Genomic DNA, 14606 nt, shown 5'->3' on the forward strand with positions numbered 1-14606 from the left:
CGCGGCCCGGCGCAGGCCAAGTTCACCCCGCTCGAGCTGCGTGAGCTCGACCATTCCCCGACCATCGAGGTCATCGTCGATCCCGAGGACATCGATTACGACGAGGGTTCGGAGGCCGCGCGCCGGCATTCCAAGCAGGTCGACATGATCGCCAACACCCTGGAGCAGTGGGCCATCCGCGATGTCGGTAACCGCCCGCACAAGCTGTTCCTGCATTTCTTCGAGTCCCCGGCCGAGATCCTCGGTGAGGACGGCAAGGTCGCCGGCCTGCGTACCGAGCGCACCCAGCTCGACGGCACCGGCAATGTCAAGGGCACCGGCGTGTTCAAGGACTGGGACATCCAGGCCGTATACCGCGCCGTGGGTTACCTGTCGCAGAACCTCACCAACCTGCCGTTCGACGACCAGGCCGGTGTCGTTCCGAACGAGGCCGGACGCGTCCTCGCCGACGAAGACGCCGACGGTGCGGACCGCTATCTGCCCGCCACCTACGTCACCGGCTGGATCAAGCGCGGTCCGGTCGGCCTCATCGGTCACACCAAGGGCGATGCCAACGAGACCGTGGCCTGCCTGCTGGACGACAGCGTGAACTTCACCCCGGCCGCCGAGCCGGAACTGGATGCGGTCACCGAGTTCCTCGAGAGCAAGGGCATCCCGTTCACCACCTGGCAGGGCTGGTACCGCCTCGACGCGCACGAGCGCGCCCTCGGCGAGCCGGAGGGCCGCGAGCGCGTCAAGGTCGTCGAACGCGAGGACATGCTGCGCGCCAGCGAGCCGCACAAGGTCTAGTGCGAGCGCCACCGGGGGTGACCGTCACCTCCTGTGGCTCTCGACAATCCGACACGGCCGCAGCAGCACAAAATCTGTCGTGTCTGCGGCAGCGGAAATTCCGTCTCTGAGGCATTCTGTACAAGTGTTCGATGCCCATCTCCACATCTTCGACCCGCGGTTCCCGCTGGCCGAGAACGAGGGCTACCTGCCCGACCCGTTCACCATCGCCGACTATCGAAAGCGTATGTCGCGCTTCGATGTCGGCGGTGGCGCCGTGGTCAGCGGATCCTTCCAAGGCACCGATCAGACCTACCTGAAAGCGGCGCTGGCCGAGCTCGGCGAGGGGTGGGTCGGCGTCACCACGCTGGACCCCGACGCCACCGACGAAGAGATCGTCGAACTCGACCGGATCGGAGTGCGCGCGCTGCGGTTCAATGTCAAGCGCGCGGCCGCCGATATCACCGCGATGACGCTGCAGGCATTGCGCGCGCACGACCTCGCCGGCTGGCATGTCGAGGTGTATATCGACGGCAACATGCTCGCCTCGATGCAGCCGGTGATCTCGAAGCTGCCTGCGTTCTCCATCGACCATCTCGGCATGTCCGAGGAGGGTTTGCCCTATCTGCTGGATCTGGTGGATCGCGGGGCGCGGGTGAAGGCGACCGGTTTCGGGCGGGTGCATATGAAAGTGGCCGATACACTGCGCCGGATCCACGCGGTCAATCCCGAGGCGCTGATGTTCGGCACCGATTTGCCCGGCACTCGCGCGGGGCGACCGTTCCGGGATTCCGACGTCGATCTGATCTGCGATGTGGCCGGCACCGATATGTTCAAGGTGCTGGAAGACAATGCGCGGGCGTTCTATCGACTGCCCGCCCGCGAACGAGCGATCCAGGCCGATCCGACGCCGACCCTGCCGATCCATCGCGCCGAACAGCCGACACTTCCGCTGCGGCGCGATGAGCTACCGAAACTCGAACCGGCCGACACGATTCCGTTCCCCGCCATCGAGTGAGTACGACTCGGCCGTGACACGGTCGCCGCCGCGCGTTTCGCTCATTTGCCGAGTTCGTCCCGACTGCAAGGTGGTCGGGCATACGCTTTTCGCATGACCGAAACTCCAGCGGGGGCCGGTTACCCAAGTTATCCACAACCGCCGAGGGATCATCCCCAGGCCGTGTTGATATTGATTCTCGGGATCGTGAGTCTGGTGCTGTGCATCCTGACCGGGCCGTTCGCCTGGTTCATGGGGCGGCGCGCATTGACCGACATCGATCGCTCCGGCGGCGCGATCGGTGGCCGCAGCATGGTGATGGCGGGTTACATCTGCGGAATCATCTCCTCCGCATTCATCATCCTGGCAGTAGTAGGAGCCATCATCGTGCTGATCGTCGGCGTTATCGCCGACACCACCTCGTAGCCCCGAAGCCCGGCGGCGGGAAACGCCATCGATGCCCGGCCTCGGCTCAACTCACGATGGCACCGATGACCCACACCCCGGTCGCCAGCAGCGCACCGAAGAGTTCGATGAGCATGGATAGGCCGACGCCCTTGAGCGCGTGAACCGTTGCCTGCCAAGCAGGTTGGTTGTCGCGGAGTCGGTGCAGCTCCGAAAGATACACACCCAGAACGAATCCCACGAACAACCCGACCACCGGGATGATGAAGAAGCCGACAATGCCGAAGATCGCGCCGATGAACAGTGCGCGATTGGATACGCCCGCATCCTTCATTTTCCGGCCCGGCCAGGTGTATTTGATGATGCCGGACAGCACCAAGAACGCTGTGCTGATAGCGAATACGATCCACGCCGTCGCGCCCCCGGTCATGAACGCCCAGACGGCAATGGCCCCGAAGATCAAAATGACCCCCGGCAGAATCGGGACGATGATCCCGACCAGCCCGACCAGAATTACCAGGCCGACAACGACCTCACCCCAAGCTGACACTGCCGGTCCCTCCGCTTTCCACGTCTAGTCACGCTGCCAGGATTCTGGCCTACTCGCGGGGTCGGTGCACAGTGCCGATTCCCGGTGTTTGTGAGGCCGCTCACAGGTTGTCACAGCGCGAGCGGGCCGGTGCGTCTTAGTGGGCATGACGAACACAGAGCAGACCACAGTATTGATCACCGGAGCCAACAAGGGACTCGGCCTCGAAGCGGCGCGGCGGCTCGGGGAACAGGGGTGGACGGTTTTCCTCGGCTCGCGTGACGCAGCTCGAGGACAGGCCGCCGCGGACGAACTCGCCGCTGCGGGGGTGAACGTCGTGATGGTGCCGCTGGATGTGACCTCGGAGGAGTCGGTGTCGGATGCGGTACGGCTCGTTCGCGAGCACACCGACCGGCTGGATGTGTTGATCAACAACGCCGGTGCACCGGGGAATATCGTCGCGCCCGCGGACGCGACCGCGGACGAAATCCATTCCGTCTACGACACCAACGTGTACGGACCGATCAGGGTCACGCATGCGTTTCTGCCGTTGTTGCAGGCGTCGGACAATCCGCGGGTGGTGATGGTGTCGAGTGGCGGCGGTTCCTTCGCGGTCGTGACCGATCCGGAGCAGCCCGTCTCGAAGATGCACGAGCTCGCCTACAGCTCGTCGAAAGCGGCGCTGAACATGATCACCGTGCGGTACGCCCAGGCGCTACCGAAGATCAAGTTCAACGTCGCGACTCCCGGTGAAGTCGCGAATCGCAAATTCGCGGCCACCGATATGAACAATCACACCGGCCAACTGACGGTCACCGAGGGCACCGACTCGATCCTCGAACTCGCCACGATCGACGCCGACGGGCCGACCGGGATCTTCATCGATCGCCTCGGCCCCGTTGCCTGGTGACCGGTGCGGCGGCCTGTCCTCCGAATCGAGGACAGGCCGCTCGCCGTTTCCGCGGCTGTGCGGTGGGGACGTTATTACGCTTGGGGTATGCGAATTTCGGTTGCGGCGGATGAGCGGGTGGGGGTGGCCGAGGAGCTGGTGGTGGAGCTCGGGCGGCGGGGGTTCGAGACGTTGGTGCATGGGGCGTTGTCGGATAGTGAGCGCGACGACTGGGCTTGGGCCAGTGAGGCGGCGGCGCGGGACGTGGCAGAGGGGCGGGCCGAGCAGGGGGTGGTGTGCTGTTGGACGGGGACCGGGGCTTCTATTGCCGCCAACAAGGTGGCGGGGATCCGGGCCGCGCTGTGTGGCGATGCGGCGACGGCGGCCGGTGCGCGGAAGTGGAATGACGCGAATGTGCTTGCGCTGAGCCTGCGTTCGACTTCCAGGGCGGAGTTGACGGAGATCCTGGACGCGTGGTTCGGCGGTGAACCGAGTGCTGATGCGGAGGATCGCGCCAATATCGCGCATCTGGCGAAGATCGAACGCGGACACTGAGGCATTGACAGTATGCTGTCAAATATGACAGCATACTGTCATGCTCGTTAAAACAGTTCACATGGCCGTTTACGACACCCTCGCCGACTGGGAGGTCGGTGCGGCGACCGCGCATATCAATCGGCCCAGCTGGCAGAAAGCGCCGGGAACCTTCCGGGTGCAGACCGTTGGGCGCACCGCCGATCCGATCATTACGACAGGTGGGATGCGGATCGTGCCGGATGTGGCGCTCGCCGATCTCACGCCCGCCGCAAGCGCGATGCTGATCCTGCCCGGCGCTGACACATGGGAGACCGGCGAACTCGTGCCCTTCGCGCACAAGGCGCGGGAGTTTCTGGATGCGGGGGTTCCGGTCGCGGCGATCTGCGGTGCCACCTTCGGATTGGCGAAGGAAGGACTCCTCGATAACCACGCCCATACCGGTGCCGCCGCGGAATACCTTGCCTACAGCGGATATTCGGGCGGTGATCGCTATCTGGACCGAGCGGCGGTACTGGACGGCGATCTCATCACGGCAGGTCCGACCGCGCCCTTCGAATTCGCCCGCGAGGTGCTGCGCAGGCTCGATGTCTATGAACCGCATGTGCTGGACGCGTGGTACCGCTTGTTCGGCCAGAGCGATCCGGCGGGCTACGCCGCACTTTCCGAGTACGAGGCGCAGCGGGTCGCCACGGTATGAGTGACACACCCGAGCAGGAACTCTTCGCAACGGTCGCGATCACCTCATTCCAGCTGAACGGTCAATTCCTCGCCATCGCAGAGGAATTGGCCGCTCCCGCCGGAATCACGGCGGCGTGGTGGCAGGTGCTCGGCGCGGTGCTGCGCGAACCGCTGCCGGTGGCCGGTATCGCCCGAGCCATGGGGATCACCCGGCAGAGTGTGCAACGCATCGCGGATCTGTTGGTGGACAAGGGACTTGCCGAGTTCCAGCCGAATCCGGCGCACCGCCGGGCCAAACTCGTGGCGGTCACCGACGCGGGGCGCGAGGCGATCGAGCGCATCAATCCGCAGCATGCGGTCATGGCGAAACGGCTCGCCGATGAACTCGGCGCCGAGCAACTCGCGCTGACCGTACAGGTCATGACGCGACTCTCCGCCGCACTCGACGCCATTACCGACCAAACCTGATTACCGGCTGACCGATTCCGAACGCGCTCACCACCGTGCCCACGCCGATGCTGCCACCCAATGATCAGCCGGTCGTCGATTCGGCCCAGTCGATGATCGGCTGAGCGAATCCGCTCACGCGGGCCCGCGCCCTTATTCGGTAAGTGTCCGCACCGGGTGCGAATCGCGCGTCAGGCGAAGGGCTTGTCGGTCCGACCGACCAGATCGGCCACCGAATCGACAACCAGGGTCGGGCGGTAGGGGAATTGCTCGACCGACTCGCGAGTGGATATGCCGGTGGTGACCAGGACGGTCCGCATGCCCGCCTCGAGTCCCGAGACTATATCGGTGTCCATCCGGTCGCCGATCATCACCGTCGACTGTGAATGTGCGCCGATCCGGCGCAGTGCCGAGCGCATCATCAGCGGATTCGGCTTGCCGACGTAGTACGGCTCCTTGCCGGTCGCGCGGGTGATCAGCGCGGCCACCGAGCCGGTCGCGGGGAGCAGGCCCTCGCGGGACGGTCCGGTCGCGTCCGGGTTGGTGGCGATGAAGCGCGCACCCCGGTCGACCAGGCGGATCGCGGTGGTGATCGCCTCGAAGGAGTAGGTGCGGGTTTCGCCGAGTACCACGTAGTCCGGATCGCTATCGGTCAGCACATAGCCGATTTCGTGCAGCGCGGTGGTGAGTCCGGATTCGCCGACCACGTAGGCGGTTCCGTTGGGGCGCTGGTCGTTGAGGAAGGTCGCGGTGGCCAGCGCCGAGGTCCAGATCGCCTCCTCCGGAATATCGAGTCCGGTGTGGCGCAGGCGGGCCTGCAGGTCGCGCGGCGTGCGGATGGAGTTATTGGTGAGCACCAGGAACGGGATCTCGTTGCCGCGCAGCTCGGCCAGGAACTTGTCGGCACCGGGCACCAGATGGTCTTCGTGCACCAGCACCCCATCCATATCGGTGAGGTAGGACAGGATCGGTTCATCTGGTGTGCTCACGAGTCAATTGTCGGCTATCCGCCCGCCCACCGCCCGAATACCGGTCCCGATGCGACCATCCCCACATCCCGTCCATCCGGTGGGCATCCCGCAGACCATATGAGTTGTGCGTGATGCCCACCGGCTATGCGATAGCCCAGGTGCGACCCGGCACACCTGCTCGAATGGCGCTGACTATGGTCGAGGGGAGGCCGTGTGAGAACCGATCGCGCAGCGCTCAGGTAGGCCGATCGCGGCTCGGGAACTCCCGTGTCGCCCTTGCGGTTGTACCGGGATGCGGTCGCGGGATTCAGGCGGCCGACGGTGCGCGGAACCTCCCGCACGGACCGTTGAGCGAAGCGACAGGAGTGGCGCATATGGGTGATCTCAAGCTCGGATACAAGGCGTCGGCGGAACAGTTCGGACCGCGGGAATTGGTGGAAATCGCGGTGGCCGCCGAGGAACACGGCCTCGACAGCGCGACGGTGAGCGACCATTTCCAGCCCTGGCGGCACAAGGGCGGGCATGCGCCGTTCTCGCTGGCCTGGATGGCCGCGGTCGGCGAGCGCACCAAACGCATCCAACTCGGCACCTCGGTGCTCACCCCGACCTTCCGCTACAACCCCGCGGTGATCGCGCAGGCCTTCGCGACCATGGGGTGTCTGTACCCCGACCGCATCATGCTCGGTGTCGGCAGCGGTGAGGCGCTCAATGAGATCGCCACCGGCTACACCGGCGAATGGCCGGAATTCAAGGAGCGTTTCGCTCGGCTGCGCGAATCGGTCGACCTCATGCGCGCGCTGTGGACCGGGGAGCGCACCGACTTCGACGGCGAGTACTACAAAACGGTCGGCGCCTCGATCTACGACGTACCCAAGGGCGGCATCCCGATCTACATCGCCGCGGGCGGACCGCTGGTCGCGCGCTACGCGGGCCGCGCCGGTGACGGTTTCATCTGCACCTCCGGCAAGGGCATGGATCTGTACACCGAGAAGCTGATGCCCGCCGTCGCCGAGGGCGCCGCGAAGGCCGGACGCGCCGTCGAGCAGATCGACCGGATGATCGAGATCAAGATCTCCTACGATACCGATCCCGAACTGGCACTGGAGAATACGCGCTTCTGGGCCCCGCTCTCGCTCACCGCCGAGCAGAAGCATTCCATTACCGACCCGATCGAAATGGAGGCTGCCGCCGACGCCCTCCCGATCGAGCAGATCGCCAAACGCTGGATCGTCGCCAACGATCCGGATCAGGCCGTCGAACAGATCAAGCCGTACCTCGACGCCGGCCTCAACCACCTGGTCTTCCACGCCCCCGGCCACGACCAGTCCCGCTTCCTCGACCTCTTCCAGCGCGACCTGGCCCCCCGCCTCCGCGCCTTGGCCTGAGTTACAACCGGACCCGGCCGGGCATCGCCGAGCCCGCTCGCCGATGCTCGGCCGGCTCAGGCGAAATGCTCAATCGAGGGGAGTCGGATGGTGGCCGCGATGAGTCCCGCAGCGACCGTTCGACTGGCCTCGGCGTGCTGAGCCGGTGCGCGCAATCGGGGCCTGCGCAATCCGCACCAGGTGGCGGGATTCCGAGAAAGGGTGCGGTTTCTCAGGCGCGGGTGAGGGCGAAGATGCGGAGGTCTCGGGTGGTGCGGGTGCGGTAGATGCTGTACGCGTTGGTGATCTCGACGAAGCGGGCGAAGAGGGCGTCCTTGTCGGACTCGACCAGGGTGGCGCGTACCGGGATGCGTTGGCCCGCGATGGCGACGGTGGCATTCGGGTTCGCCAGCAGGTTGGTGGTCCAGGCCGGATGATGCTGCTGGCCGAAGTTGCTGCCGATCACGTAGATGGTGTCGCCGTCGTGCAGGCAGAGCAGTGGTTGGGTGCGCGGCTCACCGGATTTGCGGCCGGTGGTGGTCAGCAGCATGACCGGGGCGCCGATCGGGCCGAGGAGGGTGTACTTGGCGTCGGTGCGCTCGAGGATGGCCCGATCCAGCGGCGTGACTTTCCGGATCAGCCACGACCCGGGTTTGGTGGAAGCGAGTTTGGTCGCCAGGCGGGCAAGAAAATTGGTGTTCGAACCCCACTGCCGCTTCGGGAACTGCTCAGCCATGCCCGGACTATATCCGGATCGGTGCGAATAGGAATTCGTGATCGCCGTCTCGCTGCACGGTCTGGGTAGCCGCGGGTTCACTAAGCTCACGGGCATGGCCGATACCGCTCCATCCGCTGTGTACATCGCATCTCCGGAGGGTGACACCGGAAAATCGACGGTGGCCCTCGGAATGCTCCAGATGCTGTGCGCGACCACCGCCCGGGTCGGCGTATTCCGGCCGATCACCCGCTCGACCACCGAGCCGGATTACATCCTGGAACTGCTGCTCGAGCACAGCACCGCCGATATCGATTACGCCCAGGCCATCGGCGTCACCTACGAGCAGGTACACGCGGATCCGGATGCCGCGATCAGCGAGATCGTGATGCGGTTCCACGAGGTCGCGAAGCTGTGTGACGCGGTGGTGGTCGTCGGCAGCGACTACACCGATGTGGCCAGCCCGAGCGAACTGCGCTTCAATGCCCGCGTCGCGGTGAACCTCGGCGCGCCCGTACTGCTGGTCGTGCGCGGTTCCGGCCGTACTGCGGACGAGGTCAAGCATCTGGCCGAGCTGTGCGCACACGAGCTGTCCCTCGAACACGCGCATCTGATGTCCATCATCGCGAACCGTTGTGATCCAGAGCAATTGGACGAAGTCCGTGCGGCGCTCAAAGGCTTCGACGTGCCCTCGTGGACGTTACCCGAAGTGCCGCTGCTGATTTCGCCCACAATGGCCGAACTGTGTACCGCGATCGACGGTGAAATGTACAGCGGCGATGTGGAATTGCTGCAGCGTGAGGCATTGAAGGTCATGGTCGGCGGCATGACGGCCGAACATATTCTGGAGCGGTTGGTCGACGGTGTCGTGGTCATCGCGCCGGGCGATCGCTCCGACGTGCTGCTCAGTGTCGTGAATGCGCATGAGGCGGAAGGCTTTCCGTCGCTGTCGGGCATCATCATGAACGGCGGCATGCTGCCCCATCCGGCCATTGCCAGGCTGATGAACGGCCTCAAACCCAAACTGCCGATCCTCACCACCGAATTGGGCACCTACGACGCCGCGAGCGCCGCCTACCGCACCCGCGGCCGCATGTCGGCGGGCAGCCCGCGCAAGGTCGACACCGCGCTGGCACTGATGGAACAGCATGTCGATGCGTCGGAGTTGTTGCAGCGCATCGAAATTCCGGATACCTCCGTGGTGACGCCGCAAATGTTCGAATACCAGCTGATCGAACGCGCCAGGGCGGACCGCAAGACCATCGTGCTGCCAGAAGGCGACGACGACCGTATCCTGCGCGCGGCTGGGCGGGTGCTGCAGCGCAAGATCGCGGATCTGGTCATTCTCGGCGACGAGGCGGCGGTGCGCGCCCGTGCCGCCGAACTCGGCGTCGATATCTCGGCCGCACGGGTACTCGACCCGCGCACCTCCGGTTACCTCGACGAATTCGCCGCGGAATACACCGAACTGCGCAAGCACAAGGGCATGACACTGGAGCGCGCCCGCGAAACCATGGCCGATATCTCGTATTTCGGCACCATGATGGTGCACAAGGGTATCGCCGACGGTATGGTCTCCGGCGCCGCGCACACGACTGCGCACACCATCCGGCCGTCTTTCGAGATCATCAAGACCGTGCCGGGCGTATCCACCGTCTCCAGTGTGTTCCTCATGTGCCTGGCCGATCGGGTGCTCGCCTACGGTGACTGCGCCGTCGTCCCCGATCCGACCTCGGAGCAGTTGGCCGATATCGCGATCTCCTCCGCGCACACCGCGGCCCGCTTCGGCATCGACCCGCGCGTCGCGATGCTGTCCTACTCGACCGGTGAATCCGGCAGCGGAGCCGATGTGGACAAGGTGCGCGTCGCCACCAAACTGGTTCGCGAGCGCGAGCCGGAACTGCTGGTGGAGGGCCCGATCCAGTACGACGCCGCGATCGAACCCACGGTGGCAACCACCAAACTCCCGGATTCCGAAGTAGCCGGGCGCGCAACGGTCTTCGTGTTTCCCGACCTCAACACCGGTAACAACACCTACAAGGCGGTCCAGCGCAGCGCCGGTGCGATCGCGATCGGCCCGGTGCTGCAGGGGCTGCGCAAACCGGTCAACGACCTGTCCCGCGGTGCGCTCGTCGCCGATATCGTCAATACGGTTGCCATCACCGCGATCCAGGCGCAGGAGAGCTGATGTGCGGTGTGGCACACGGCGGAACAAATGCGGCCGGGTTCGCGGTTGCTGACCGAATGCGGGGGGACGCGCGTGTTGCAGGAGGCGCTGGTATGAGCAATGACCTGGTGCTGGTGATCAATTCCGGCTCGTCGTCGATCAAATACCAACTGCTGGACCCGGAGTCGGGTGTGGTCGCCGCGTCCGGCATGGTCGATCGGATCGGTGAGGAGCAGGCCGGGATCGAGCATCAGGTCGATGGCCGAACCATCGAACATCGCCGGCCGATCGCCGATCACACGGCGGGGCTGCGGCTGGTCTTCGACGTGTTCGCCGAATCCGGCCACGATCTGGCCGCTGCCGGGGTGCGCGCGGTCGGGCACCGCGTGGTGCACGGCGGTGAGGTGTTCTACCGGCCGACGCTCATCGATGATGATGTGGTCGCGGCCATATCCGACCTGTCTTCGCTTGCGCCGCTGCACAATCCGGCGAATGTCGCGGGCATCGAGAGCGCGCGTGCACTGCTGCCCGGCGTCCCGCAGGTGGCGGTCTTCGATACCGCGTTCTTCCACGGCCTGCCCGATGCCGCCAAGACCTACGCCATCGACGCGAAACTCGCTGCCGCGCATGGCATCCGGAAGTACGGCTTCCACGGCACGTCGCACGAGTACGTCTCCGGCCGGGTCGCCGCGCTGCTCGATCGCGACCCCGCCGACCTGAACCAGATCATCTTCCACCTCGGCAACGGCGCATCGGCATCGGCCATTCGCGGCGGACAGCCGATCGACACCACCATGGGCCTCACCCCGCTGGAGGGGCTGGTGATGGGCACCAGGGGCGGCGATCTGGATCCCGGGATCTTCGCGCATCTGGTCCGTGCGGCCCACATGGATGTCGACCAGATCGACGAAATGCTGAACCGCAACGCCGGACTCAAGGGACTATCCGGCGTCAACGACTTCCGTGAGTTGCAGCGGCTCATCGACGCGGGTGACCCCGCGGCTCGCCTGGCCTACGACGTGTACATCCACCGCCTGCGGCGCTATCTCGGCGCCTATCTGATCGAGCTCGGCGGCGTCGATGCCATCACCTTCACCGCGGGCGTCGGCGAGAACAGCCCGCAGGTCCGCGCCGACGCACTCGCCGGGCTGTCTCGCTTCGGCATCGCGGTCGACCCGGCCCGCAATACCGCCGAGGACCGCGCGGCCCGGCACATCTCCGCACCGGACGCGGAGGTCGCCGTGCTGGTCGTGCCGACCAATGAGGAATTGGCGATCGCGCAGGCCGCACTGCACGTTGTCGCAGCTCAGCACGCTGATTGAGCGGCTCTAGAAAACCTCACGGAATCCTCACACTCGCTGCGGCAGTATTGGTATCGGATCAGGTTCGCGCCGGACGCCGAAACCGGGGCCGGACCTCCGCCGCTGTCGGGACCGCGATGCCCTCGCCGCTCCCGATGTGCCCGCTCCGGCTGCCCCCGGGGCGGGCCCGGAAGGGCGGAAACCCTGGGGATCATCGGTGTGCCGACTGCTCCGCGAATCGAGATCCGAGCCCGGCCGGCGTTCCCTCCCGGCCGGGTTTTGCTTGTACAGCGATCAGATCCAGGTCTTGGCTCGGATGGAATTCGCCAGGTCGACCAGCGCATAGCGGTGATTGCGGCCGGGGGCGCTGCGGGCCAGGGCGCGCAGCCCGGCCTCGGTGCCCGCACGCAGCTCGCGCTCGGTGAACGGCGCGCCGAAGAGGGTCGTCCCGTCGCTCCTCGGTGTATTGCCCGATTGCAGCCAGGCCAGCGCAGCACCGAGGACGAGCACGCGCATCTGGGTCGCGCGGCTCTCCCCGCTGGGCAGGCCGACGACGCGCGAGGCCGAAAGGTGCAGGGTGGATTCGGGGAGCTCGGCGATGGGGGCGGCGGTGAGCAATAACCACACCGCGGTCATCCGGGCCGTTGTGTAGTGCCGGGAGGCGGCGGGCACCTCGTCGAGCGCGCGCACGGCCTCGTCGACCTGACCCGCCTCGGCCGACTGCCTGGCCAGGCCGAATGCGGCGCTCACCACGGCGCGATCGGTGCGCCAGACAGTGGCGTAGAACTTCTCCGCGCAGGCCCGCCATTGTTCGTGGTCGTCCGAATCCCAGTGCTGCAGAACGAGTTCCGCGGTTGCCGCGAGTGCCAGCTTGGGCGCGATCTCGCCGGGTAGCACCCGCAGCACCGCATCGAAGCTGTCATAGGCCTGCTGGTAGTCCAACTCGACCAGCTGGGCCTGGCCCAGATACCAGTCGATGCGCCAATCGTGATCGCCGGGCAGCCGTGACAGCATCTGCAGCACGGCCGCCGATTCGCCGAGTTCGAGCCGGAGCTTGGCCTCGGCCAGCGTCAGCTCCAGATCCCATGTCTCCTGTGTTTTTTCGGGATCGGCCACGGCGCGCTCATGTGCCTCCTGCAGCGCCGCAAGCGCATCGTTCGGTTCCGGATGTGCCACGGCCGCGAGTACCGGCACCGATGCGTCCGTCGGATCGATGAGCGGAACCGGAAGTGCCGCAGCCACTTCGCCGGCGCGCAGCAGATTGCTCCTGGCAATGCCGTCGGCATAGGCGTCGGTCTGGCTGATCAACTCCTCGGTGCCGAAGCTGCCACGCTGTGGACTGAAAACTGTGGACAACTGTGGATGTTCGGTGCCGGTCTCCATGGACAGGATCTCGCGCAGTACACCGGCCAGCTGGGCCGACATAACGCGCGCTGAGGGAAAGCGGCGCTCGGGATCGGGATCGGTCGCGCACAGCAGCAAACGATGAAAGAACTCGTAGCGTTCGAGCACCGGGTGGTCGGCGGGATCGGGAATGCCGTCGAGATAGCGTCCCTGTTCCATCGGCATGCTCAACGTCAGCACGGCCAGCGTCCGCCCGACCGTGTAGATGTCCGAGGCCACCGTCGGACCGGTCCTGGCGATCTCGGGTGCCTGAAAACCCCTGGTGCCGTACAGGTTTCCGTAGGCATCGATGGTGGCGACCGCGCCGAGGTCGATGAGTTTGACCTGATCCTCGGTGACCATGATGTTGTCGGGTTTGAGGTCGTTGTAGGTCAACCCGATCGAATGCAGATACTCCAGCGCGGGCAGGATCTCCAGCAGATATGCGATCGCCTCGGGGACCGGCATCCGCTCCGGCCGCGGATAGGTGTCGAGGATATCGCGCAGTGAGCGGCCGCCGACGTACTCCATGACGATGTAGCCGATCGACTCGCCGTCCGGGCCGGTGTGCTCGACGAAATTGTGGATCTTGACGATGCTGGGATGTGCCACCTCGGCCAGGAATTGGCGTTCGGCGACGGCCACCGCCTGCGCCTCGGTATCGCCCGCGTGCAGCAGGCCCTTCAGGACGACCCAGCGGTCGCTGACATTGCGATCGATCGCGAGATAGATCCAGCCGAGTCCGCCGTGCGCGATACAGCCCTGGATTTCATACTGGCTCGACACCATATCGCCCTCGTGCAGCGACGGGCGGAAATCATATGGCGCACCGCAGGTTTCGCAGGTGCCTGCGGTTGTCGCGGGGCGGGTCGCGGTGGCCCGGCCGACCGGGTTGCCGCAGCGCCAACAGTAGCGTCTGCCCTCGGAGACGACGGGATCGGCGAGCACCGCGGTGCGTGGATCGGCGGGCGGGATATTCGGAATCGTGACCAATCCGGCGCCGAGTTTGCGCGTCGTCGGTCGCGAGCGCGCCGTGCGGACGCTGCGGCCGGAGGTGCGCATGGTCGCGGCGGAGGTCGGCTGCGGGGCATTCCACGCGCCGACGGTGAATTCGGCGGCCATATTGTCGCGGCGATCGGTTTCGCCGGACGCGGGTTGGTGGCGGATGGTTTCCGCGGAGGCGGGGTGGTCACGGGTCGTCTCGGCGGAGGCGGCGTGGTTACGAGCGGATTTGCCGGCGCTCTCCCCGGTGCCGGAAGTGGCCTCGGGGCGCAGATTTTCGGCCTCGGGGCCGGTGCCCGGTGACCACCTGATCGTTTCGACGGCCGCGGAGCCCGGTTCGGCCATATCTGGTTCGACGAACGCGGTTGCCCTGGTGCTTTCTCCGGATTCCTCGGCGGGTTCCTTCGGCTCGCCCTCGGTCGAATCGGTGGCATCGTGCGGTGATGTCATCGC

General features: G+C 65.8%; 13 protein-coding genes and 1 pseudogene. 10 read left to right on the forward strand and 4 right to left on the reverse strand.

Translation table 11 applies throughout. From position 1 onward, the window contains the following. From ACIBW7_RS24475 to ACIBW7_RS24485, 3 genes and pseudogenes are all read left to right on the forward strand, one after another. Nucleotides 1-789 (forward strand): annotated as a pseudogene (locus tag ACIBW7_RS24475) (pyridine nucleotide-disulfide oxidoreductase); the annotation flags it as partial. Nucleotides 790-913: 124 nt separating this feature from the next. After that, nucleotides 914-1786: an amidohydrolase family protein gene (locus tag ACIBW7_RS24480; protein WP_397050022.1), complete on the forward strand. Its 873-nt coding sequence runs from the start codon at nucleotides 914-916 to the stop codon at nucleotides 1784-1786. Between the two features lie 93 nt (nucleotides 1787-1879). Further along, nucleotides 1880-2191: a DUF4190 domain-containing protein gene (locus tag ACIBW7_RS24485; RefSeq protein WP_397050024.1), complete on the forward strand. Its 312-nt coding sequence runs from the start codon at nucleotides 1880-1882 to the stop codon at nucleotides 2189-2191. Nucleotides 2192-2237: 46 nt separating this feature from the next. Here the strand turns inward: ACIBW7_RS24485 and ACIBW7_RS24490 are convergent, their stop codons facing one another. Beyond that, nucleotides 2238-2720 carry a DUF456 domain-containing protein gene (locus tag ACIBW7_RS24490; protein WP_397050026.1) on the reverse strand — a complete coding sequence of 161 codons (483 nt, stop codon included), beginning with the start codon at nucleotides 2718-2720 and terminating at the stop codon, nucleotides 2238-2240. A 145-nt stretch (nucleotides 2721-2865) separates the two neighbouring features. Here ACIBW7_RS24490 and ACIBW7_RS24495 point away from each other — a divergent pair, with 145 nt between their 5' ends. From ACIBW7_RS24495 to ACIBW7_RS24510, 4 genes are all read left to right on the forward strand, one after another. After that, a complete protein-coding gene (locus tag ACIBW7_RS24495) occupies nucleotides 2866-3609 on the forward strand; it encodes an SDR family NAD(P)-dependent oxidoreductase (RefSeq protein ID WP_397050028.1) in 744 nt (247 codons plus the stop codon). A gap of 87 nt (nucleotides 3610-3696) precedes the next feature. Continuing rightward, nucleotides 3697-4143 (forward strand): RpiB/LacA/LacB family sugar-phosphate isomerase, encoded by a 447-nt coding sequence (locus ACIBW7_RS24500; RefSeq protein ID WP_397050030.1) that lies wholly within the window; start codon nucleotides 3697-3699, stop codon nucleotides 4141-4143. Nucleotides 4144-4183: 40 nt separating this feature from the next. After that, nucleotides 4184-4822 (forward strand): DJ-1/PfpI family protein, encoded by a 639-nt coding sequence (locus ACIBW7_RS24505; RefSeq protein ID WP_397050033.1) that lies wholly within the window; start codon nucleotides 4184-4186, stop codon nucleotides 4820-4822. Continuing rightward, nucleotides 4819-5271, forward strand: a complete 453-nt coding sequence (locus ACIBW7_RS24510) for a MarR family winged helix-turn-helix transcriptional regulator (protein WP_397050035.1) — start codon at nucleotides 4819-4821, stop codon at nucleotides 5269-5271. Before ACIBW7_RS24505 ends, ACIBW7_RS24510 begins: the two co-directional genes overlap by 4 nt. 170 nt (nucleotides 5272-5441) lie before the next feature. On the opposite strand, the gene ACIBW7_RS24515 is transcribed toward ACIBW7_RS24510, so the two are convergent. After that, nucleotides 5442-6239, reverse strand: coding sequence for an HAD-IIA family hydrolase (locus ACIBW7_RS24515; protein WP_063047175.1), 798 nt, complete (start codon nucleotides 6237-6239; stop codon nucleotides 5442-5444). Nucleotides 6240-6595: 356 nt separating this feature from the next. Between ACIBW7_RS24515 and fgd the strand changes: the two genes are divergently transcribed. After that, nucleotides 6596-7606, forward strand: a complete 1011-nt coding sequence (gene fgd, locus ACIBW7_RS24520) for a glucose-6-phosphate dehydrogenase (coenzyme-F420) (protein WP_397050038.1) — start codon at nucleotides 6596-6598, stop codon at nucleotides 7604-7606. 211 nt (nucleotides 7607-7817) lie between these two features. Here the strand turns inward: fgd and ACIBW7_RS24525 are convergent, their stop codons facing one another. Further along, complete coding sequence (locus tag ACIBW7_RS24525) at nucleotides 7818-8321, reverse strand: nitroreductase family deazaflavin-dependent oxidoreductase (RefSeq protein WP_397050040.1); 504 nt, start codon at nucleotides 8319-8321, stop codon at nucleotides 7818-7820. Between the two features lie 94 nt (nucleotides 8322-8415). Between ACIBW7_RS24525 and pta the strand changes: the two genes are divergently transcribed. Further along, nucleotides 8416-10488 carry a phosphate acetyltransferase gene (pta, locus tag ACIBW7_RS24530; protein WP_397050042.1) on the forward strand — a complete coding sequence of 691 codons (2073 nt, stop codon included), beginning with the start codon at nucleotides 8416-8418 and terminating at the stop codon, nucleotides 10486-10488. A 92-nt stretch (nucleotides 10489-10580) separates the two neighbouring features. Continuing rightward, nucleotides 10581-11789 carry an acetate kinase gene (locus ACIBW7_RS24535; protein ID WP_397050044.1) on the forward strand — a complete coding sequence of 403 codons (1209 nt, stop codon included), beginning with the start codon at nucleotides 10581-10583 and terminating at the stop codon, nucleotides 11787-11789. 273 nt (nucleotides 11790-12062) lie between these two features. On the opposite strand, the gene ACIBW7_RS24540 is transcribed toward ACIBW7_RS24535, so the two are convergent. Further along, nucleotides 12063-14603, reverse strand: coding sequence for a tetratricopeptide repeat protein (locus ACIBW7_RS24540; RefSeq protein ID WP_397050047.1), 2541 nt, complete (start codon nucleotides 14601-14603; stop codon nucleotides 12063-12065). Nucleotides 14604-14606 lie beyond the last annotated feature (3 nt).

Origin of the sequence: Nocardia sp. NPDC049526 (assembly GCF_044465765.1) — a bacterium.
Taxonomy (GTDB): domain Bacteria; phylum Actinomycetota; class Actinomycetes; order Mycobacteriales; family Mycobacteriaceae; genus Nocardia.